The sequence below is a fragment of the Pelomonas sp. KK5 genome, from assembly GCF_001984095.1.
In the GTDB taxonomy this organism is placed as follows: Bacteria; Pseudomonadota; Gammaproteobacteria; order Burkholderiales; family Burkholderiaceae_C; genus KK5.
Window position 1 is genome coordinate 1 of the sequence record NZ_LYVQ01000118.1, and the last position, 20,490, is coordinate 20,490.

Genomic DNA, 20,490 nt, shown 5'->3' on the forward strand with positions numbered 1-20,490 from the left:
TCAATGGCGTGCCGGTGCTCGGGCCGCTGGAGCGGGTCGCACATTTCGCCGAGTTGCACGGCATCACGCATCTGATCGTGGCGATGCCAGCGGCGACGCTGGGCGAGCGCCGGCGCGCGCTGGACTTGGCGGGTGACGTGGGCTTGCAGGTGCTGACAGTGCCGTCCAGCGCGGAACTGCTGCAGGGGCGGCATGTCGGCCAAGTGCGCGACATCGAACCGGAGGACCTGCTGGGCCGCGAGCCGGTGCAACTCGACGAGGGCGGTATCAGCGAGTGCCTGTCGGGCAAGGTGGTGCTGATCACGGGCGCGGGCGGCTCGATTGGGAGCGAGTTGTGCCGGCAGGTGGCGCGCTACGGCCCTCAGAAGATCGTGCTGTATGAACTCAGCGAGTTCGCGCTGTACACGATCGAGCAGGAACTGGGCGAGAGGTTTCCACACATCCCGCTGGTGCGGCTGGTTGGCGACGTGAAGGACCTTGAGCACCTGCGGCATGTCTTCGGCAAGTACCGGCCTCAGATCGTCTTCCACGCGGCGGCCTACAAGCACGTGCCATTGATGGAGGAGGACAACGCCTGGGCATGCGTCCGGAACAATACGCTGGGCACATACAACGCCTGCTCGGCAGCAACCGAGGCTGGCGTAGAGCGGTTCGTACTGATCTCGACGGACAAGGCTGTCAACCCAACCAATGTGATGGGCGCCAGCAAGCGCGCGGCGGAACTGGTCATCAACCACATGGCTGGTCGCTCCAGTTCGACCAAATTCATGGCCGTCCGTTTCGGCAACGTGCTGGGTTCGAGCGGCAGCGTGATTCCGAAGTTCAAGGAGCAGATTGCCAAGGGGGGGCCGGTGACGGTGACCCATCCCGACATCATTCGCTATTTCATGACGATCTCGGAGGCCGCTCGATTGGTGGTCCAAGCAGGCGCCATCGGCGAGGCTGGCCAAGTGCTCGTACTTGACATGGGCGATCCGGTGAAGATCCTGGACTTGGCCAAGACCATGATCCGCATGGCGGGACGCAGTGAAGAGGACATCGGGCTAAGTTTCACCGGGCTGCGCCCGGGGGAAAAGCTCTACGAGGAACTGATTGCAGACTCCGACCTGACCTTGCCGACCCGGATTGCCCGGGTTCGGATCGCGCGATTGAGCGACGCGGGCGGGAAGCAGGGATTCGTCGACTGGATTGTCAAAACGGCGGACACCGCACCGCTACGGCGCGATTCGGTCGTTGCAGGGCTCATGAACTTCGTGCCTGAGTACCGCCCCGCCGACGTGGCAGGTCGTTCCCCTCGGCAGCATGGTTAGCGCCCATCGGTACAAGGAGATTTCGCTGTTTGTGGCGGGCTCAATTGCTTGACGCGAGATGCCCGCAAGCCGGCGATAGGATGTGCGTTCGCCGGCACGGGTCATGCCCCCGGGGGCTCCCGCGCCGGTGAAGGGAGTCTGCAAGGAATTAACGGGTTACTTTGCACGTGAGGATGAACGCAATGCACAAGTGTGGAGTTCGGATTTGCAAGTTCCTTGCAACCATCGCCGTGTTCAGTCTGCTGCTAGCTGGATGTATGGGCGACGACAGCCCCTCGGATGCGGAAGAAAGTAGACTTTCCGTCGGTCCTGCGGTGGCTGGAGCCAGCCCTTTTATCCAACTGGTCGAATTCAATGGAGAGAACCTAGGGCGGATTTCCTACGTGAATTTCACTGTTCAGGCGAAATCTGGATCGGTCTCCAAGCCGGTCAATGTCACGCAATACAGGTCATATCTGGAGCGTCAGGGTTACCTGGTGAGTAATTCCACAACCGTAAAAATCCCAGTGTTCGGTCTATATTCCGGTGGCAGCAATACCGTCAAGTTTGAAGTTGGATTCGAGGATGGATCTCATCTCAGCTTCAGCAAGGAGTTGACCTCGCCCACGTACGTCGACCCCGCTGCCATATATGACAGGCTGCGCGTACTGAAGGCGAGAGTTGCCAACGACAAGATCGGATTCGACTTCTTTGCACTTCAGTCGGGAAGTGGCACGCCTGCGATTTATGACACTGACGGCCAATTGCGCTGGGTGGGCGTCCCGCCGGTGTTGAACGCGGCACACTCCTTGTTCGTAAATGGCGGATTTGTCATAGGCGGAAGCGATGGCGACGTCAGCATGATGCTCACCCGGCTCGAACTCGATGGCACTTCGAACAGCAAACTCGTGGTGGCCCCACCGTACATCGGCTTTCACCACAACCTTGATCTCGGGAAGACTGGCTACCTGGGCGAGTTTGACGCTCGCATCAACGGCGTGGACTACATCGAGACCATTCTGGCGGAACTCACCGACGAGGGCCATGTGCTAACGGAGTGGGACTTTGGAAAGATCATTGCCGACTTCATGACGAAGAATGGAGACGATCCGTCGAAGTTTGTCCGGCCAGGCGTTGACTGGTTCCATATGAACGCAGCACTCTACGATCCGCAGGATGACTCGGTGGTCGCGTCGAGTCGCGAGAACTTCCTGATCAAGGTCGACTATAAGACGAAGGAAATCGTCTGGATCTTCGGCGATCCGAGCAAGTACTGGTATACCTTTCCTTCGCTAAGGTCCAAGGCCTTGACGCTAGCACCAGGTGGTTTGTATCCGATTGGTCAGCACGGCATAACAATTTCTCCTGACAAGAAATTGCTGCTGTTCAACAATGGCTACCAGAGCTTTCAACAACCGGCTGGCGCCCCGCAAGGGGACTCTCGCAATTACAGCGCCGTCGTTGCGTATACGATAGATGCTGCGGGCAAGACGGCAACCGAGAACTGGCGGTTTGACTACAACAAGTCCATCTTCGCTGATATCTGTTCCAATCCGCAGCAGACGCCCGACGGCAGCATACTTGTGAACTATGCGTCGGCCAGTGGTCGTACCACGAGCAGACAGGTCGGGCTGAATCCGCAGCATCAGGTCGTCTTTGATTTCGAACTGCCCACAACGCTTTGTCAGACCAGTTACCACAGTACGGTGGTTCCCTTGGAAGCGTTGAACCTGAGATAGGGTGTGCGTCTGCCGGCGACGGAGCATTGACCTTGGTCAATGCTTTTGGGGACCATTGCGTCAGGCGCCTTAAATGACTGACTTGTCGCCAAGGGGGGGCGTCGCGCCTTGCGAGACCACGTCGCCGCAAACCTCACGAAGCCAACGCCCGAGCGAATAGCGCTCATAAACGGGGGTCGGAAGCGGCTCATAGTCTCTGTGCAGGAAATCCCTGGGCAAGACGGGCCGGTGGCGATCGATGATGCAGATATTGTTTGAATTGTAGAAATCGCACTGGCGAACTGCGGAGTTCGTCGTTACAAGCTTCGTTCCGCTTCCGAGGGCTTCCAGCGTCCGCATGGTTAGACCGGTCTGACGCGGATGTTCGATGTCGAGCACGGCGCGCGATGAAAGGAAGACGTCTTGCACCTGCCGTTGCGAGAGCGGCTGAAACGAGAAGTCGGATTGGCGCGCCCCAGTTACGGTACGTGTCATCAGCCTCCGTGCCCAATACATCCACGGCGCCTGCATATACATATACCAGTAGCGCCTGTCGGCTGCGTCCAGCTGCGAATCGATGCAGCGCAGTATGGAATACCGGTCCGCGTGAATTGTGCCGACGAAGCTCAATTCATATCTGAAATCTGGAATGGCTTCACGTTGGAATCCCGGAGAAAAGAACAGCGGCCGAAAATTCAGGCCGAAACTCAGCGCATCGCTCTCGTCGAAGGTAAAGCCGGCATCAAACGCGTCCAGCTTCTTGCGGGCATAGGGCTTTTGTCGCAGGGAATCCCAGGAATAGAACACAAGGCGCGCGCGCGGAAAGCGTGACCGGAAGCTACGCAACATCGCAACGGATATAGCTTCGCCTTGAATCACGAGAATTTGATCAACGTCCCCCTGAATCCGATCAACTGACTCGGCGTAGTAGCGGTCAGCATACCCGCGGGTCAATTCGGGCCGGAATCTGGTTATGGCTTTGAGAAGAGCAGAATCGAACGGCCGATCGGGTAATTCGATCACATCGACCCCTGTATCTCTCAGTGCCTGACCAATCACGCGGTCATAGCCGAAATACTTCGGTGCGATAAGCAGTATTCTCTTCTCGGAAGGCAAAGTCATTTTGAAGCGGAAGAATCGGGGATGGAATCGACTGGAAACCGGAGGAGGGAGCGAGTAGGGACGCCGGGGAGGAATTTCAGTGGAAAGATCTCAGCTTCCTCAATTCCTCGTCGTCGAATTCCCGACGTGCAGCTGCAATGTTGGCACGCATGTGTCCGCAGTTTACGGTCCCGAACACGGACGTATGCAGGTATGGCTGGGCGACGGAGTACCGCAGGGCCACAGACGCGCTGTCTTCATCGGTGAAATGATGCATCCGACGGGCCAGCATACTGCCCCTGAACAGGAAGGCCGGGTCCGATTTTACCGCGCGCAGGAGGTACCAAGCTCGACAGCGGTTGCTTGGCACGAAAGTGGACAACGAATATATGGCTCGTGCCATGGCTGGGCCGGATACCACAATCTTTCTACTCGATGACAGCCTTGGCAGAAACTGCGCGTTGGAGCGGTCGTCGATATTGAATTGGAGCATGACGGCGTCAATTGGGGCGTCGACGCTGGCATCAATCACTTGTGGATCAATGGAATTTACCCCTGTCCACACCACTCTGCCACGTTCTTTCTCTCGCTCGAGGTATCTGAATACCTCGTCGTTGAGATCCGAAGCGCTTGGCCCGTGCAAGTAGAGGACGTCCACTCGTTCCCGGCCGAGGCGCCGCAGGCTGGCGGTCAGCGAGGCTTCCATATCGGGAGCGAGGAATGAACGAAACGCGCGACCGCTGTCGTCAAAGGCGCTACCGACACTTGTTGACACGAGCACATTCGTGGCCTGGCTTCTTAGCCACTCACCCAGTCGTCGTTCGGCTTCTCCATTGCCATAGCTTGGGCCGGTCGCAAAGTAGTTGATGCCGCCTTCCATCGCGACATCCAGCAGGCGAAGAGCGACTCCCTTGTCGAACCGAACTTGAGCCCAAAGCGATGAACAGCCGAAAGAGACCGCACTGATATGGCGCCCATCTGGCAGTTCTCTAAGGAACGGGCGCTGTGCAGTCATTTGACGTTGGCGCTCACGAGGTTGCGACGTTCCCGCCTGGCTCGCGTCCATTTGATTGCCTTGGTCATCAACGAATTGCGATGTGGATCGCCGTGATGGAACAACAGGGTTGCTCGCAGGCTGTCCGATCGGCAGCCCAGGTTTGCATGCAAGGTCCGATAGCCCCAGAAGAGATAGATGTTCCCAGGCTTCAAGCGGACGATGTTGCTGTCGTCGCGACGATTCGCGATCCGGCGGGACCAATAGATCCGGGCAATCGGATTTTGTATGCAGAGCTTGTCCAGGAAGTTCAGCAATGACGACCCGCGAATCGGCCGTCGATTCGGGTAGGTAATGAGGTCGCCGCTCTCTTCGGGTGTACCGGTTGGAATCTCAAGAGGGATCAGCACGGTGACAACCGACGCGTCGTAGTGGAATTGCAAGGAGTGGTCTCCGCCACGGGGGCCTGCAATGACACGCAGTACGTTGTAGATATCGCTATGGTCCTGGTGACCCGGATGGCCTCGCGACGTCAAACCTGTCAATAGTTGCTTGAAATTGTCATCGCGCGCCAGGGCTTCATATTCGGATCCTGGCTGTTGCCATGGTTGAATGATTGAAAAGTATCGGAGCCCCTGGGCCTTTATGTTCCGCTGCAGTTCTTGCCTCCAGCGTGCCAGACTTTCTGGCTTTACCGCGCGTTCGATGCAGACCACACCGTCCTTGTCAATCCGGCGTGCGATCTCGTCCAGATATTCCGGAGTAAAGTTGATGTCAAGTTCGGAACTCATTTGTCTCTCCTTTTTCGCGTGGCGGGAGGCTTGAAGCCGCGGCAGCTACTTCGTTGCAATAGTTCGGGCAGGAATGCCGACAGCCACGGAATCGGGCGGGACCGACTTGAGAACGACACTATTGGCGCCAATTCGACACCGATCGCCGATCGTGATCCGTCCAAGCACTTTTGCACCAGACCCGATAAGGACCTGATCGCCAACCACCGGCCGGTCGTCATCCGCGAATTCGACCATTGCTGCACCCAGTGTCACCTGATGGTAAATGACTGCATAGGCGCCGATCTTGGTGGCGCCGATGACGGTTCCGGAAACATGTGGCATGAAGAAGTATGGGCCGATCTCGCAGCGAGCACTGATTTCCAGGCCGTGAAGGTAGAAATTTAGCCAAAGCAAAAACTTGGAAAGTCCCGTCCATTCCCTGACATGCAGCCAATGTGATAGCCTATAAATGGACAAGGGCAGCAGCCGGGGTATGAGGATACTCCGCCACAGGTCCCGCCTCCTGGGCTGTCGGTTTGCTTGATTGTTGTAGAAGAAGTAGCGTTCAAGGTCGCTTAGCAAGAGACCAGTGAGGGTCGAAGTGTCTAGCAACCTGACTGGCGCCGCAGCGCCCGTGTCTTTCTCATTCATTCTCTATGCTGGCTCGGACAGGTAAAACGCACCGGCCGACCCGTGCTGGATAGTTGTGGTTGCTTCCATCGAGTACGTCTGATGTCGAACTTCGTGGAAATTCTCGACTAGCCCATGAGATTTCGCGCCTTGAGTTCGGCATTGGCCTGAGCGAGTTTGTCCTGTGGCAGCGGCTGGGTGAGAACCCAGTCACAAAAGCGGCGAAGCCCACTTTGAAGGGATACCTGCGGTTCGTACCCCAGCGTGTCGCGCAGGATCGATATATCGGCGACATTGTGTCGAATATCTCCAACACGATATTCCGCGGTGACCCGGATGTCCGGCTGCCGACCAAGGGACTCGCTGAGTTGCCTGGCGACTTCGAGTACCGAGGTGGCTGCTCCGCTGCCAACGTTGATGGTCTTGTTGACCGAGCCGTCCTTGGTGATCGCCAGGAAGAATGCTTGAGCGACATCGGAGACATGAACAAAGTCTCGTGACTCCAGGCCATCTTCGAAGGCAGTCAATTGCAGATCGCGCCTGACACGGGTCGAGAATATCGAAAGAATGCCCGTGTAAGGGTTGTTCAGCGATTGGCCTTCCCCGTAGACATTCTGCAGACGCAAGATCGCATAGTCCATGCCGAGCGACTCGCAGCCGATACGGACGAGATCTTCCTGCGCATATTTCGTCGCTGCATAGATGGAGGCAGGGCTGATCTTGTCGCCTTCGCGGGTAGGTACCATGCGAAGCGGCTTGCCGCAATGAGGGCAGATCGGATCCCATTGATGCCGAGCCAGCTGTTCCGGCAGTCTCGTGTTGGGGTAGTGGCGGTCAATCCCGCTAGTGGCGTTGCAGACTGCGTCGCATTCATACGCACCCTCGCCATAGATCGACCGACTGGATGCCAATACGACACGGCGAATGGTGCGCGTCGGAGCATTGGCCAGGACGTCGAACAGCAGGGCAGTGCCTTGGCTGTTCACCTCGTTGTACCGTGCAATCTGATACATGGATTGGCCGGTGCCGGTTTCTGCCGCCAGATGAACCAGATAGTCGACACCTGAGAGTGCCCGCTCGACATCCGCGCGATCCGTCACGGACCCACGCATGAATTCGATGCCCGGTGCCGCCAGCCAATCCAGCCCCTTCGGGATGTCGCCATGGATCTGAGGCGCGAGCGTATCCAGGATGCGGATCTTCATGCCGTTGGCTTGAAGGGTGCGCGCCAGATGGGAGCCGATGAAGCCGGCTCCGCCTGTGATCAAGACGGTACTCATATCGTTCGGAATGTTAGAAAGAAATAATGTTCAACGGCGATAGGCGCCCTGGAACCGCTTTTCAGGGGGGCCCTTGACAAGGTCAATGAGTTTTTGTTTCAGCGCAACCAGCCAACCCCATTGGCGGCCGTAGGCGGCGCCCACGATGGTCGGAAAATCAGCCCGGAATACCAGGTCCGGTCGCGTGGATGAAATCCCGCCCGCGCAAAAATAGGCAACGAGGTCTTTTGCGATGAAAATTCGATTGTTCCGGTCCGAAACAATGTCGATATTCATCTTGTGATCTGCCTGAATCCGATAGCGCGTATCGTATGGGTGGGACTTGAGGTACCGGGTCTGATAGAACAATCCTTGGTGGCACCAGTTCGCGAAGATCAATCCGGTGCGGCGGTTGCTTGGCCGTGCAAGACCACGCGATTGCATATAGCAAGGGGCTGCGACCAGGTGGTAGGTGCTGTCCTTAAGGAGGACTTCATCGATCAGGGTATCCATGCCGGGTAAGGCAATATCGTCTGCGCCGAAGAACAGGGTATAAGCACCGACGGCCAGATTGCAGCCAGCGTTGTATGCCGCGTAGACACCTTCGGGCGGAATATCAACGATCTCGAACTTCCCGAACCGCTGCGCCAGGCCGAGAGGCAACTCCGGGATGTCGCCGGACTTGACGATGATGATTTGCAGCGCGCCGGCGTTCGCGAGGGCTGCGAATGAACTGACGCAAAGCCGGAACTGCTCAGGTGGCGGGCTCTTTGCCGCGATGACGACGCTGATGTACTCAGACATGGCTTGGTTGCAATCGGCGAACGGTGGGAAAGGCTGTCAGCAGCACGCAAAGTCCGGACAGGATGGTGATGTCTTGCATGATGAGGTTGAAATCCTGAGATGCGCCATGGAGGGAGGCCAGCAAGAACGGATAGAAGATGGCGCAGACCAGCGGACGCTTGCGTGTCTGGGCAAAGGAAAGTCTGACCAGGCCAAGGTAGGCAGCGACGACGATCAGCCCAAAGATGAACTGTTGAGCAGGGAAGTTGCAAAGGAAATATGCAGACAAGCGGGCATTGGGGCCAGTCAAGGTATTGACGCCTACTTCCTGCAGCATCAGCGCGAAGCCGAACAGGGTGTCGATATCCAGCGCCGACGGGTCTCCGAGTAGGCGAGCCCAGCCCCGATGCATACGCGCAAACAGGGAAACGTCGGAGCAGGCGGCTGTCGGGTCGGGCGAAAAGTAAGTCATGATGTTTGCTTCCCCGTACAGCAGGAAGCGGTCGATCACGTCCTGAGGACTTACCGCGAGATTCGCCAGCACGGCGACGGTGATCAGCGCGCCAAATGCGATGAGGATCGATCGTTGCCGGGCACTGAGCAACTGCAACTGGTTGCCGGTCAGATCACGTACGCCCAAGTACGCGAAAAGAAGGGCCAGCATGAACGAAGCCTTTGAACCCGTGGCTACATTGGCCACGATGGAGATCAGGAAGAGGACATACCCCAGCACTTTGCGCCGCGGTATTTGCAGGAGCAGGAAGGTGCCCATGTACGACAAGGGTGTCGTGATCTGGATGAATGGCTTGAATATCGAGAACCAAGCCTCGGTCATGTAGCCGATGCGTGAACTTCCGTCATCGGGGGCAAACACGAAATTGAACGCGGCGAGCATGCCGACAAAGCCTGTCAACAGGTAAGCCCCCCGGCCCTCGAAAAACTGCTTCAATGCTGCGAGCACCTGCGCGCGGTGCTTGAGCATGGAGCGATACACCATCATGATCGCTGCGAGAAAACCGAACTCGACCAGGAAGAAGTGCAGAACTCTGTCATCGGCGACGAGACCTGCGTCCATGCCCCCTACGACGACCAGCACATTGAAGAACAACGTGATCTGGGCGTTGATCAGCCCGTTGGCGATATTCAGGCCGAACGCGCGCGACATCAGCATCATGGTCGCCAGCGCCGTCGCGATCAGGATCCACGACAGTGCACTTTTGAACAGCAGCAGGTCGAGCAGAGTACTCATGGACGGGTAGGGCGTTTAGCGACCGAGACGTTGGTCAAGCACGAGCGCGATGTCTTGTTGGTTCAGGATCGATGTGTAGTTCGATAGATAGCGCAAGAGGAAGAAGTAGCGATCGGGTCCGAGAATGCGCAGCGCCAGTCGGAACATGATTCCGATGAACGCTTGCTGGCGCGCGTAGCCACCTTGCTGCTTGAACGTCGCCGGCCCGAACATGGCCGGCCCCTGAGTCAGGAGTCGATTGTTACGTGCAAATTGAAGTACGGCGCTGGACGTGAACGGATTTGCCGCCGACGTCACAGCCGGATGCGAGGACATCGCATAGAAGCGACGCAGGGCCGGCGATAGCGCGTGGCCGTCGGCAAAGCTCGCATAGGCGTACTGCGTGTCGGCGAGTTCGACGGCCTGGGTCGCCCTGGCGAGGTAGTTTCGGTAGACCTGGCCCGCCGCGGAAAAGTCTGGGCGTGACCCCGGGGCGTAGCGCGTTTGCTTGCCTGCGATGGCTTGAGCGTCGTCGTCGACAAATGAACTGAAGTGGACGAAGCACAGCGGCAGGTCTCCGTTCACCAGCCATTGGCCATTGACACAGGAAAGCTTGCGTTCGTGAAGATTCCAGAAGGCGACGTTCAGTCCGGGGTCTCGCAGCAGGATGGTGCCTTCAAAGAAGGCTGGCGCCAGGTCCATCCACTTCTGGTCGACACCAAGGCCCGACTGCGGCTCGTAGTAGCACAGCTCGCGGCAGCGTTCATCCCACCATTTCAGAATCGCCCGGCTCCGACTGTCTGCCCTTGCCGCGAAGAAACCGAGATTGAAGGCACCGAAGCGCAGGAGATCCTGATCTCCAGGCTTTCCTTCACCGGAATACGGGCTCAACGCGTGCGGCGTGAGCGCGAAGCTGTCCTTCTCGAGGGCCTGGTGCACCGATGCGAGCGGCGCGTAGACACAAATATCAGGGTCGAGATAGATGACCCGGTCGAAACGCTCCAGCAGGCGCAGAGCTGCATGGGGCTTCAGCGCGGTGTTCAACTCGATGATGTTGTACTTGAAGGCGCATTTCAGGTAGTCGGTGAAGCCGAGGTCTTCCGCCCAGACGATGTGGACACGGCTGTCGCGGACCTTCACCTCCCGCTTGGCGTCCACCAGCAGGATGACAAGACAAGCCTCGGGTTCGTGTGCCAGGGCCGAGAGGCACATGGCCATGGCCTTGGTCAGGTAGTTGGCCGAACAGGCCGTGAAGATGGCGCAGGATTGCGATCCCGATCGTTGCGGAAGTTCATCGAAGGAGTTCGCAAGGGACGGGTGAGCGATATCAGTCATTGAGTGGAGTCTTGCTACGGCCTGCTCCGGCGAGCAGGTCCTGGGTGGCTCGGATCAGCGCGTTGCCGCAGCACTTGCTGCGGGCCGGGCCCGCGGCTGGCAACGCCTCGGTGGACGATGCTGTGCGGCTCACTGTCGAGGCGCTGCTCAACATGGCTTGAAATTCAAAAACTTGCTGTGCGCGTTCAAATGCAGGTAACACCCTAGCCAGACCCAACAACTGGGTGGCCGCGCGCAGCGTTTCGCACTCATGAGAGGGGCGAAGGTCCTTGAGAGGACAAGGTCATGACTGTGGGATCCGTTGACGCGGTGAGGCACTACGGGCTTGGGATGGACTGGCGCCGACGGCCATGGCGTGCGCGACCGCCTGCAGGAGCACATCGCCGCAGGCTCGACGGCGCTCAACTCCACGGGCGATCAGCTCTTCCGGCGGTGGCGGGCACTCGCGTGCGGCGTGGTCGGCCCAGGCGGCCAACATCGCGTCGGCCAGGGAGTCGGCGTTGCCGGTACGGAAGAAGCTGACCAGCGAATCGTCGATTTCGGTGTTGACCGGGATATCGGAGGCGATCGCCCGTTGACCCAATGCGATCGCGTCATAGACGGCGCCACCCCCGGGCCCACCTTCGAACAGCGTCGGCTGAATCAGCGCCACTGCGCCGCGGATCAGTGCCAGTTGGTCCGGCTTGGGGATCAACCCCAAGGCATGGATGCGGCCGTCGATGCCATCGTGGGCGGCCTGCTTCATCAACTCGTCGAAATAGCCAGGGAACCGATAGTCGCTCGTTGCCCCGGTGCAAACCAGCGAGAGCTCGGGATGGCGTTTGGCCAGCACAGCGAGTGCCTTGAATGCCGTGCCGTGATCCTTGTGCTTCCAGAACTGGTTGCAAACGATGAAGTAGGGACCCACGATGCCGTGCCGTCGGCACGCATCGTCAGGCTGCACCGCGAACGCATCATGGCCTGGTGCCGGACTGAAGGGCAGGGCGAAAATACGTGCGCGCCGATGGGGAAAATATCGTTCGATATCGTGCTCGACATCTCGAGCATTGACGATGACGGCCTCGGCACTGTCCAGCATGCGTCCGAAATCGATATCTCGCCGAGCGCACTCTTCAGAGGAAAAGAACTGGGGGAGTCGTTTGTGCTGGAAATCGTAGATGTAGCCGACCCAAGGTGGCGCGCCCGATGCCTGCGGGACAAAGGCCGGGATAAGCGCATCCAGTTGAAGGCGAGACGCCGCCCTGGCCGCTGCGCGCGGGCCGAGGTCGATCTTGTGCAGGATGGCGTCTGTATCCGCCAGGGCTCGCTCAAGGTGCTCAAGATGGGGTTGGTGCGCGGCGCCTGTCGGGCGACCCAGCAGTCCTCGGACGGCGTCGCGCAGACTGCGTGCCGTCGCCAGCGGGCCGCGCATCGGTACAAGCACATGCAATTCCAGCTCTGGATCCGCATGACGCAGGCCCGTGGCGATCCCTCGCAGGAAATCCAAACCACCACCCCATCCGATGAAGCCATACGCAAGCAGGCCCAGGCGCTTTGGCCGAGAGCCGATGGCGGAGTGGGGTAGGTTCATGGCTTGTGCTGACCAATTGCACCCGTCGTTTCCAGGTGCGCGCGACACGACTGGCGGAAGTGCTGAATCTTCGCTTCCGCCGTGCTGGCGAACTTCAACGGCTCGGCACTCCAGGAAGAGCGCGGAACGCGTTTGCAGATGTCGTGATCTTCTTCGAAGACTTTCCGATTCACCTGTGCAGTTGACGTGAAGAACGAGGACAGAACCGTCGCCGCTTGCTCGTCCCGAAGCGGCGTAACCAGCAGGCGGCTGCTGAAGTTAGTGGTGTTCTGGTGTGCGTCGCGAGGGAAAAAGCTCTGTAGGGAGTACGAGTAGCCGTAGGTCGAAGACAACATCGTGAACGGAAAGAGATACAGGCTCATGTAGCCTTCGTAGCCGTAATCGATATTGAAGAAGCGTTTGAGGCCGATCAGTTGCTTGCGCAGCCTGACGTTGCCGACGGGGGCCTTCCACACGGAATTCAAACCGATATAGATGTTCTCACCAGCCTCCAACTCAAGCTTTGACAGCGTATCTGGATGGATCAGCGAGATGTGATCGGGTTCCAGCGCATTCTCGATCGCGAGCGGCCAGTAGCAGTCGTAGACGTAAGAGTTGACGTCAGCGCAAGCGCCGATGTTGAAGGAGATGTTCTCCAGGATCTCTGCTGCATCACCCAACTGGTCGTGCAGCGACATGCGAGGGGTTATCGCGAAGAAGAGGAAATCGCCGCACCAGTCGGTCGGGAAGGTGGTGAGCTTGGCTTCTCTGAGGTCGCAAGCGCTGTAGTTCTCGCGATGAGGCACGATCATCTGCCCGCGCGAGTGAGTCCAGCCGTGATACGAACAGGTGGCTGCCTGATTGCCATGCGTGCCGGCATAGATCCGCGCGCCGCGATGCGGGCAGCGGTTGTCGAAGACCACGAGATCGTCACCATCATGGAAGACGACCACATCGCCGACGCACGTCTCGAAGCGCAGGTAGTCGCCGGGCTGCGGCAGTTCATTGCGATGGCATAGCAGATGCCAGTAGTCCCGGACGAGGGATCGGTCGAATTCCATCACAGTTGCCTGGCCGGAGCCGTATACATGACCGCATCTGCCTTCACATTACGCATGATCAGCGCACCGGCACCAATCTTCGCGCGCTCGCCGATCTTGACGCCAGGCAGGACTTTGGCGCCGGTGCCGAAGAAGACCTCCTCTCCGACGATGACGCGGCCGGTCAGGTCGACATGGGCGCTTAGTGTGGAAAATGCACCGAGTTGAACGTCGTGCCCGACGCTGCTCATTGCATTGATCGCGACGAAGTCGCCGACGGTTGCATCTGCGGAGACCAATGCGAAGGGGCACACCGTGACCCCTTCGCCCAGGCGTGCCGAGCCTGCGATCACTGCGGAGGGATGGATCACCGTTGCGAACCAGGCTCCCTTGGCCTTGAGTTGATCGGCGACGCGGCGCTTGGTGTTCGGATCGGCGATAGCCATGACAAGCGCCTCGCCGGGAACGGGCTCGTAGTCGTCGGCACGGCCGCGATAGGCCAAGGTGTACGGGAAGCCGTCGAGCGAGTCCGGCGTCTCGTCCAGGAAGCCGGCCAGCGGCGGCAGGCGCCCGGCGGCCTCCGCGTCTGCGATCCAGTTGATCAACTCGCGGGCGTAGGCGCCGCAGCCCACCAGGGTCAGAGAGCTTGGATTCATTGGCAGATGTAGCCGCCATCGACGGCCATGGTAGTACCGGTGATCCACCGTCCGGCGGGGCTGAGGAGATAGACGGCGGCGTTAGCGATGTCGCTCGGCTCACCGAAGCCCAGCAGATGGCTCGAAGCGTAGGCGTCGACGACGTCCTGCGCTGCACCTTGGGTTATGCGATCGTGCATCGGTGTCTGCACGGCACCCGCGGCGATGGCGTTGACTCGTATGCGGCGCGGCGCGAACTCGCAGGCCAACGAACGCACCATGCCTTCAACGGCAGCGCGGCTGGCGGAATAGGCTGACATGCCGACCTTGCCCGCGGAGCCGGCCACGGAGGACATGAACACCAATGAGCCTCCGTCGACCATCACACCCTTCTGCGACGCGGCCCGCGCCAGACCTGCAGCCGCAAAGAAAGCGCTGCCGAAGGCTTCGTTGAACTGGGCTTGTTTGCTCATGCGGATCGGGCGTAGCAATTCCGTGCCGGCGGCATGGAAGATGCCGTTCAGGGAGCCATGCTCCTGGGCCACGGCCTTGGTCCACTCGGCCGTCGCATCCGCATCACCCAGTTCCTGGATGCAGGCGACGTGCCCTTGGCCAGGCCACGAGGAGCGAGCAGCCTGCAGGCGCTCGACATTGCGGCCGGCGCCCAGCACCTGACCGCCGCAGGCGGCAATCGACTCGGCGACCGCGCGACCCAGCCCCGACGACGCGCCGGTGACGAGGAAGCGCTGACCGGACAGCATATCGTTCTTGAAAATGCTCTGCGACATGACGTCAGACCTCGATCGTGTCGACCACGCGCAGCGGGCCGATGTCCAGGCAAGCGGAAGCCCAGGAGTAGCCGACGCCGAAGCCGAACAGGGCCAAGCGATGAGCTTGCTCACGCAGGGTCGCCTTCAGTTTCGTTGTTATCAGCAGCGGGATCGATGCCGAGCTGGTGTTGCCGAACTCGTCGATGTTCAGCGGCGCCTGCTCTGGCGACAGCTTGGCCTTCTTGATCAGGTGTTTCAGCATGAACTGGTTGGCCTGATGGAAGAGATAGTAGTCTGGTTGCCTGCCGTCGGCCGAACCCAGTTCGACCGTACGCGCCACCAGCGGCGGCACGGCACGCAGGGTGAAATTGAAGATCTCGCCACCATCCATGTAGAGGGCATTTCCGGCACGGCCCTGCAGACGGCTGTCACCGCAGGCCATGTAATCGCGGAACCCGCCGGTGGGCACGATCAGGTTCTTCACGCCCTGACCGTCGCTACCGAGCACGAAATGGCAGGCGCCCGCGTCGTCGCTCGCTTCCAGCGCGGTGACGGTGCCCGCATCGCCGAACAGCAGTGCCGTGGCGCGATCACCGGGGTCCACGATGCGGCTGATCGTGTCACCCACTGCCAGCAGCACGCGCCGCGCCGCGCCGGTCTGGATCATGGTCATGCCGAGCCACAGCGCGTACGGATAACCGGAGCAGCCCAGGTTGATGTCAAACGCGATGCACGCGGGGCCCACACCCAGGTCTGCCTGCAAGGCGCACGCTGTGGGCGGCAGCCGGAAGTCCGGCGTCTGGGACACGAAGATCAGGGCGTCGACCGAGCCGGCGTCCCACGACAGGCCTTTGAGCAGGGTGTCAGCGGCCGATCGACAGAGATCCCTTGTGGTGGTATCCCCCTCCACTTGGCGGCGCGATTGGACGCCTATCAACTTCACGACATCGGCAACGCCCGCTTCGCCGAACGTGTCGACAAAATCGTCGTTCCCGCGCACCTTGGCCGGCACGCAGGAGACGACGCCAACGACGCGCCCGCCAGTCGTACGGGCTTCCCTGCCAATGGCGTGGCTCATAGTCAGCCCTTCTTGGCGGCTTCGATCAGTGCTTCGATGTCGGCTACCGTGGCGCATGCCGACAGCGCCTGGCCGTTGAGCATGACGTTGAAGCAGTCGTCCACCAGGGCGATCGTGGACACGACCGCCAGTGAATCCCAGGCGGCTTCGGCACCGTGGAGGTCGAAGGCCGGGCTGATCGCCGATTCCTCGACTTCCAGGATCTCTGCAATACCGACGTAGAACTCGCTCATTTTTCACTTCCTTGAATGTTAAGAATGCATGCGGACCACGATAGTCCGACACCGAAGCCGATCAGCATCAGGCGTTTGGCAGATTTCAGCTGACCTTGCTTCAACATCGCATGCAAGGTCAGAGGTATGGTTGAGGACACCGTGTTGCCGACTGCTTCAAGGTGCATCGGCATCCGGTCCGCCGAAATCTTCAGCTTCTTCCTGAGCGATTCGAGCATGAAGCGATTGGCCTGGTGCAGCACGAAATAGTCGATGTCGTCCGCCACCAGTCCGGCCTTGCCCAGCAGGTCATTGGCGGATCGCGGCACCTCTCGCAAGGTGAAGGCCATGACCTCTGCGCCATTCATGTACAGATGATTGGCGGACCGGACATTCTCGGACGCGTCCGTTACTTCCTGCGCTGACGCATCGTCAGCCGGGCGACGAAAGCCACCGGCCGGGACGATCAGGTGCTTGGCGCCACTGCCATCCGTGCCAAAGACGAAGGGGCCGACCGAGTTCTGCCGTGTTTCGTCCGGCATAAGCGCGGTGGCCGTCGCGCCGTCACCGAACAAGGTGCGCACGCTCTTATCCATTGGATGGATGTACTTGGAGTACGTGTCCGCGGTCAGCAGCAGGATGCATCGGGCCGCACCGGTCTCGATCAACCCTTTGGCCAGGGACAGACCATAGACGTAACCCGAACAGCCGAGATTCACATCGAGCGCGCCAGCCGAGGTTGGAATGCCGAGCCGGTCCTGCAGGATGCAGGCGGTGGTCGGCAAGATGTGGTCTGGGGCCTGCGTGCAGAGAATGACGAAGTCGATATCGCCGGGCTTGACCACGCCTTGCGCAAACAAGTTCTGCGCGGCGCCATATGCCAAATCGCCGGCGGTTTCATCCGGTGCGGCGATTCCGCGGCTCTGGATGCCGGTCTTCTCGAATATCTTCTCGGCCGGCCAAGCCGGGTAGAGGGACGCTAGGTCGGCGTTGGATAGCCTTCCCGCGGGAATGTACTCGGCGATGTCGACAATCTTGGTGGTGGTTGTCATGGGCTAAGCCTTTGCAGTCCCTTGTGAACTCTCGACTTCGCAACGATGCCATTCACTGAGCCGCGTCGCCAAGTTAGCGTGCGGTGGTGAAGAAGGCGCGGATGCTGGCGACGATGAGGTCGATCTGTTCGTTCGACAAACCCGGCCAGCTCGGAAGATTGATGCCGCGCCAAGCCAGATCTTCCGCCACGCTGTGCTTGCGATAGTTGTGCGCGTACATCGGCATCGTGTGCATTGGATAGAACAGGGGGCGCGTCTCAATGCCGTCTTTGGCTAGATGCTCGCGCAAGGCGTCACGGTGCTCGGCGCGTTTCACCAGGAGGGAAAACATCCAGTAGCTGTGAACGGTGTCCGGCGCTTCCTTGTGCCCTTCGACCGGCAGGCCCTCAAGCCCTGCCGTATAGCGAGCAGCAACCGCGCGCTTGCGAGAGATGAACTCGTCGGCGCGCTCCAACTGTGCCAGGCCGATCGCTGCCTGAATGTTGGTCATGCGGTAGTTGTACCCCACCACATCGTGCCAATACTCTCGGTGGGCGGCCAGTCCCTGGCCCTTCAGATGGCGGGCGCGCTCGATCAAGGTCTTGTCGTTAGATACCACCATGCCGCCCTCGCCGGTGGTGATCGTCTTGTTGCCGAAGAAGCTGAACGTTGAGATGTCGCCGAAAGTCCCGACGTGGCGGCCCTTGTAGAGCGTGCCGAAAGCTTCGGCGCAATCCTCTACGACGAAGAGCCGGTGTTCCGCCGCGATCGCCATCAACGCGTCCATGTCGCAGGCCTGGCCGTACAGGTGGACCGGCATGATGGCACGCGTGCGAGGCGTAATGTGGCGCCGGACGTCATCAGGGTCGATCTGCCAGCTGGAACGGATGGAGTCGACGAAAACCGGTTTGGCGCCTGTGTATGCGACCGCATTGGCCGACGCGATGTAGGTGAGCGTCGGCACGATCACCTCGTCACCCGGACCAATGCCGAGAGCCATCAAGGCCAGATGCAGGGCTACGGTGCCGTTGGAGACCGAGGCGGCGTGATCCACTTCGATCCGCTCGGCGAAGCGCTGCTCGAATTCAGTGACGAAACGTCCACGAGACGAGATCCACGACGTGTCCAGGCACTCGTTGACGTACTTCTTCTCGTTGCCACCCAGGTCAGGTTGATAGATAGGAATGGTGTATTTGCTCACGGCACTAGTCCTTGGTTTTAAATACGCGCCTGAAAACGTAGATCTGGCCCGGAATGGAAATGATGGAGTAGGCGACGATCGTGGCCAGCACCGAGCCTGTGGTGCCCAGCATGGGCGTCAGAAGCCACTTGAGCCCAAATGCCGTGCTCGACATGACCAATGCGAAGATCACCTGGATGCGCAGCATGTTTGCGCCGTTCATGAATGCCGCGGTCGCGGCGGTGACGGCGTCTATGACGGTCCAGGTCGACAACGCGGCAAGCAGGCCCCAGCTCGGTGTCCACGATACGTGGAGCCAGTGCGTCATCATCCATGGCATGCCCGCTGACAGCACCATCGTGGCGAGGAGCGCCACGATGCCGGCGCCAATCATGGTGCGCTGGAGGACGCGAACCGCCCAGGCGGTGTTGTTCCTGGCGATCGCGTCACCGAAGGCCGGCCAAAGTCCAACCATCGCGGCGCTCAAAATCATCGAGACGAAGAAGAACAGCTTCTGGATGACTGCGAAATCACCGTAGGCATGCTGGCCAAGGGTCTGGGTGATGACGATCGAATCGGATTGGAAAGCGAAGGCGGCCGCCATTTGCAGGATGAAGAACAGGCCTCCGGTCCGCAGCAGGCCGACCATCGTGCCCCAATGAAGGGTGTCCTTCCAGCCGGCGCTGAACATGTCGTTCCAGTACAGCCATATCCCGGCGTTGGCGATGTTGACCATCGCCTGTATACCCAGTGTCGCCAGAACGAGGGCAGTCACTCCGCCCCCGCTCTTTAGTGCCAGTGGCACGGCGATCAACAACAAGAGTGCGCTGACAAACTGCGAGATGCCGGTCCAGTAGCCCTGCTGCATGCCCAGTTGCACTCGTTGAATCAAGCTGGCCGGGATATTGATGGCGAGGATCGCTGCGAAAGTACCCAGGGCTTGCCGCACTTGAGCGCGATTGGCTTCCGTGATGCTGCCGGCGAGGATGGTCGGCTCGGCGCTCAGGTACGACCAGATGAGCCAGACCAAGTAAAGCATGAGGCCGACAAGCCCTGTGCAGACATAGCCAGAGACCAGGACCCGACGGAGTTGAACGCCGTCACCCGAGGCCTTGGCCTGCGTAGTCTTGTTCAAGACGCCGTTGCCGATGCCGAGATCTGCGAAGGCCATGAAGCCAAGCAATGCACTAAGCATCATCCAGACGCCGAACAGCTCCGGGTCCAGCGTATGACGAGCCATGGGCAAGGTGATCAGCACCGCAATACCCGAGCCAAACCGGCCCAGATAGGTGGCGCCGGCCGTAGCCACCACACGCAATAGGCGTGCGTCCAAGCTCGCGAGTCTGGCCCGCAGTGTCGCGGCGTTCAGGGTCATTCGTTGTAGTCGTAGGCTTGGAATCCGGCCGCCTTGACCAGGCTGTCGCGCTTGGCAGCCTGGTAGTCGGCTTCCACCATCTCGGCCACCAGCTCACGCAGCGTCGTCTTGGGCGTCCATCCCAGCTTCTGCTTGGCCTTGGTCGGATCGCCCAGCAGTGTCTCGACTTCCGTCGGGCGGTAGTAACGCGGGTCGACCTTGACGATGATGTCTCCGACCTTGCAGAACGCGCGCTCCGGATCGGCTACACGCGTCACGGTGCCGATCTCCTGGTCGCCTTCGCCGGAGAACGTGATGCCGATGCCCAACTCGTTGCAGGCGAACTCAACGAACTGGCGCACCGAATACTGTACGCCGGTGGCGATGACGAAGTCCTCCGGCTGCTCCTGCTGCAGCATCAGCCACTGCATCTCCACATAGTCCTTGGCATGGCCCCAGTCGCGCAGCGCGGACATGTTGCCAAGGTGCAGACAGTCCTGCAGGCCCAGCGCGATGCGGGCGATGGCGCGC

The 20,490-nt window shown here is 59.8% G+C and carries 20 protein-coding genes; 2 read left to right on the top strand and 18 right to left on the bottom strand.

Translation table 11 applies throughout. From position 1 onward, the window contains the following. Together B0W88_RS18415 and B0W88_RS18420 are read left to right on the top strand one after the other, a co-directional pair. Window positions 1-1,310 (top strand): nucleoside-diphosphate sugar epimerase/dehydratase (locus B0W88_RS18415; protein ID WP_144006838.1); only part of this gene is annotated, 1,310 nt, incomplete at its 5' end. 230 nt (window positions 1,311-1,540) lie between these two features. Next, complete coding sequence (locus B0W88_RS18420) at window positions 1,541-3,028, top strand: aryl-sulfate sulfotransferase (RefSeq protein WP_158080886.1); 1,488 nt, start codon at window positions 1,541-1,543, stop codon at window positions 3,026-3,028. Window positions 3,029-3,097: 69 nt separating this feature from the next. On the opposite strand, the gene B0W88_RS18425 is transcribed toward B0W88_RS18420, so the two are convergent. The 18 genes from B0W88_RS18425 to B0W88_RS18510 all read right to left on the bottom strand — a co-directional run. Further along, the gene (locus tag B0W88_RS18425) at window positions 3,098-4,129 is read right to left on the bottom strand and encodes a hypothetical protein (protein WP_144006839.1); all 1,032 of its coding nucleotides are present in this window, start codon (window positions 4,127-4,129) and stop codon (window positions 3,098-3,100) included. Window positions 4,130-4,205: 76 nt separating this feature from the next. Next, window positions 4,206-5,174: an aldo/keto reductase gene (locus B0W88_RS18430; RefSeq protein WP_083748875.1), complete on the bottom strand. Its 969-nt coding sequence runs from the start codon at window positions 5,172-5,174 to the stop codon at window positions 4,206-4,208. Beyond that, a complete protein-coding gene (locus B0W88_RS33045) occupies window positions 5,120-5,893 on the bottom strand; it encodes a phytanoyl-CoA dioxygenase family protein (protein ID WP_144006840.1) in 774 nt (257 codons plus the stop codon). Before B0W88_RS33045 ends, B0W88_RS18430 begins: the two co-directional genes overlap by 55 nt. Window positions 5,894-5,938: 45 nt before the next feature. Continuing rightward, the gene (locus tag B0W88_RS18435; protein WP_083748876.1) at window positions 5,939-6,526 is read right to left on the bottom strand and encodes a serine O-acetyltransferase; all 588 of its coding nucleotides are present in this window, start codon (window positions 6,524-6,526) and stop codon (window positions 5,939-5,941) included. 107 nt (window positions 6,527-6,633) lie between these two features. Continuing rightward, window positions 6,634-7,785, bottom strand: coding sequence for an NAD(P)-dependent oxidoreductase (locus B0W88_RS18440; RefSeq protein ID WP_077036103.1), 1,152 nt, complete (start codon window positions 7,783-7,785; stop codon window positions 6,634-6,636). A 30-nt stretch (window positions 7,786-7,815) separates the two neighbouring features. Next, the gene (locus tag B0W88_RS18445) at window positions 7,816-8,568 is read right to left on the bottom strand and encodes a glycosyltransferase (protein ID WP_077036104.1); all 753 of its coding nucleotides are present in this window, start codon (window positions 8,566-8,568) and stop codon (window positions 7,816-7,818) included. Continuing rightward, window positions 8,561-9,796, bottom strand: a complete 1,236-nt coding sequence (locus tag B0W88_RS18450; RefSeq protein WP_077036105.1) for a hypothetical protein — start codon at window positions 9,794-9,796, stop codon at window positions 8,561-8,563. The genes B0W88_RS18445 and B0W88_RS18450 overlap by 8 nt, the downstream gene beginning before the upstream one ends. 15 nt (window positions 9,797-9,811) lie before the next feature. Next, window positions 9,812-11,110, bottom strand: coding sequence for a glycosyl transferase (locus B0W88_RS18455; protein WP_144006841.1), 1,299 nt, complete (start codon window positions 11,108-11,110; stop codon window positions 9,812-9,814). A gap of 283 nt (window positions 11,111-11,393) precedes the next feature. After that, complete coding sequence (locus tag B0W88_RS34430; protein WP_198937868.1) at window positions 11,394-12,680, bottom strand: glycosyltransferase; 1,287 nt, start codon at window positions 12,678-12,680, stop codon at window positions 11,394-11,396. Next, window positions 12,677-13,720 carry an aromatic ring-hydroxylating dioxygenase subunit alpha gene (locus tag B0W88_RS18470; RefSeq protein ID WP_077036109.1) on the bottom strand — a complete coding sequence of 348 codons (1,044 nt, stop codon included), beginning with the start codon at window positions 13,718-13,720 and terminating at the stop codon, window positions 12,677-12,679. The genes B0W88_RS34430 and B0W88_RS18470 overlap by 4 nt, the downstream gene beginning before the upstream one ends. Next, window positions 13,720-14,355 (bottom strand): acetyltransferase, encoded by a 636-nt coding sequence (locus B0W88_RS18475; protein ID WP_077036110.1) that lies wholly within the window; start codon window positions 14,353-14,355, stop codon window positions 13,720-13,722. Before B0W88_RS18475 ends, B0W88_RS18470 begins: the two co-directional genes overlap by 1 nt. After that, window positions 14,352-15,110 (bottom strand): SDR family NAD(P)-dependent oxidoreductase, encoded by a 759-nt coding sequence (locus tag B0W88_RS18480; protein ID WP_369973906.1) that lies wholly within the window; start codon window positions 15,108-15,110, stop codon window positions 14,352-14,354. Before B0W88_RS18480 ends, B0W88_RS18475 begins: the two co-directional genes overlap by 4 nt. 16 nt (window positions 15,111-15,126) lie before the next feature. Next, complete coding sequence (locus B0W88_RS18485; protein ID WP_198937869.1) at window positions 15,127-16,188, bottom strand: ketoacyl-ACP synthase III; 1,062 nt, start codon at window positions 16,186-16,188, stop codon at window positions 15,127-15,129. Next, complete coding sequence (locus tag B0W88_RS18490) at window positions 16,185-16,415, bottom strand: acyl carrier protein (RefSeq protein WP_077036113.1); 231 nt, start codon at window positions 16,413-16,415, stop codon at window positions 16,185-16,187. The genes B0W88_RS18485 and B0W88_RS18490 overlap by 4 nt, the downstream gene beginning before the upstream one ends. Then, window positions 16,412-17,446, bottom strand: a complete 1,035-nt coding sequence (locus B0W88_RS18495; protein WP_077036114.1) for a ketoacyl-ACP synthase III — start codon at window positions 17,444-17,446, stop codon at window positions 16,412-16,414. Before B0W88_RS18495 ends, B0W88_RS18490 begins: the two co-directional genes overlap by 4 nt. A gap of 73 nt (window positions 17,447-17,519) precedes the next feature. After that, on the bottom strand, window positions 17,520-18,626 hold the full coding sequence (locus tag B0W88_RS18500) for a DegT/DnrJ/EryC1/StrS aminotransferase family protein (protein WP_077036115.1): 1,107 nt from the start codon (window positions 18,624-18,626) through the stop codon (window positions 17,520-17,522). A gap of 4 nt (window positions 18,627-18,630) precedes the next feature. Continuing rightward, window positions 18,631-19,980 (bottom strand): lipopolysaccharide biosynthesis protein, encoded by a 1,350-nt coding sequence (locus tag B0W88_RS18505; protein ID WP_077036116.1) that lies wholly within the window; start codon window positions 19,978-19,980, stop codon window positions 18,631-18,633. Beyond that, window positions 19,977-20,490 (bottom strand): GDP-mannose 4,6-dehydratase (locus B0W88_RS18510; protein ID WP_144006842.1); only part of this gene is annotated, 514 nt, incomplete at its 5' end. The genes B0W88_RS18505 and B0W88_RS18510, both read right to left, overlap by 4 nt.

Coding starts and splice junctions, on each gene's coding strand:
- B0W88_RS18475 (WP_077036110.1), bottom strand. CDS start 14,355: ATGAATCCAAGCTCTCTGACCCTGGTGGGCTGCGGCGCCTACGCCCGC.
- B0W88_RS18450 (WP_077036105.1), bottom strand. CDS start 9,796: ATGAGTACTCTGCTCGACCTGCTGCTGTTCAAAAGTGCACTGTCGTGG.
- B0W88_RS18495 (WP_077036114.1), bottom strand. CDS start 17,446: ATGACAACCACCACCAAGATTGTCGACATCGCCGAGTACATTCCCGCG.
- B0W88_RS33045 (WP_144006840.1), bottom strand. CDS start 5,893: ATGAGTTCCGAACTTGACATCAACTTTACTCCGGAATATCTGGACGAG.
- B0W88_RS34430 (WP_198937868.1), bottom strand. CDS start 12,680: ATGAACCTACCCCACTCCGCCATCGGCTCTCGGCCAAAGCGCCTGGGC.
- B0W88_RS18445 (WP_077036104.1), bottom strand. CDS start 8,568: ATGTCTGAGTACATCAGCGTCGTCATCGCGGCAAAGAGCCCGCCACCT.
- B0W88_RS18440 (WP_077036103.1), bottom strand. CDS start 7,785: ATGAGTACCGTCTTGATCACAGGCGGAGCCGGCTTCATCGGCTCCCAT.
- B0W88_RS18435 (WP_083748876.1), bottom strand. CDS start 6,526: ATGAATGAGAAAGACACGGGCGCTGCGGCGCCAGTCAGGTTGCTAGAC.
- B0W88_RS18490 (WP_077036113.1), bottom strand. CDS start 16,415: ATGAGCGAGTTCTACGTCGGTATTGCAGAGATCCTGGAAGTCGAGGAA.
- B0W88_RS18425 (WP_144006839.1), bottom strand. CDS start 4,129: ATGACTTTGCCTTCCGAGAAGAGAATACTGCTTATCGCACCGAAGTAT.
- B0W88_RS18455 (WP_144006841.1), bottom strand. CDS start 11,110: ATGACTGATATCGCTCACCCGTCCCTTGCGAACTCCTTCGATGAACTT.
- B0W88_RS18430 (WP_083748875.1), bottom strand. CDS start 5,174: ATGGACGCGAGCCAGGCGGGAACGTCGCAACCTCGTGAGCGCCAACGT.
- B0W88_RS18470 (WP_077036109.1), bottom strand. CDS start 13,720: ATGGAATTCGACCGATCCCTCGTCCGGGACTACTGGCATCTGCTATGC.
- B0W88_RS18505 (WP_077036116.1), bottom strand. CDS start 19,980: ATGACCCTGAACGCCGCGACACTGCGGGCCAGACTCGCGAGCTTGGAC.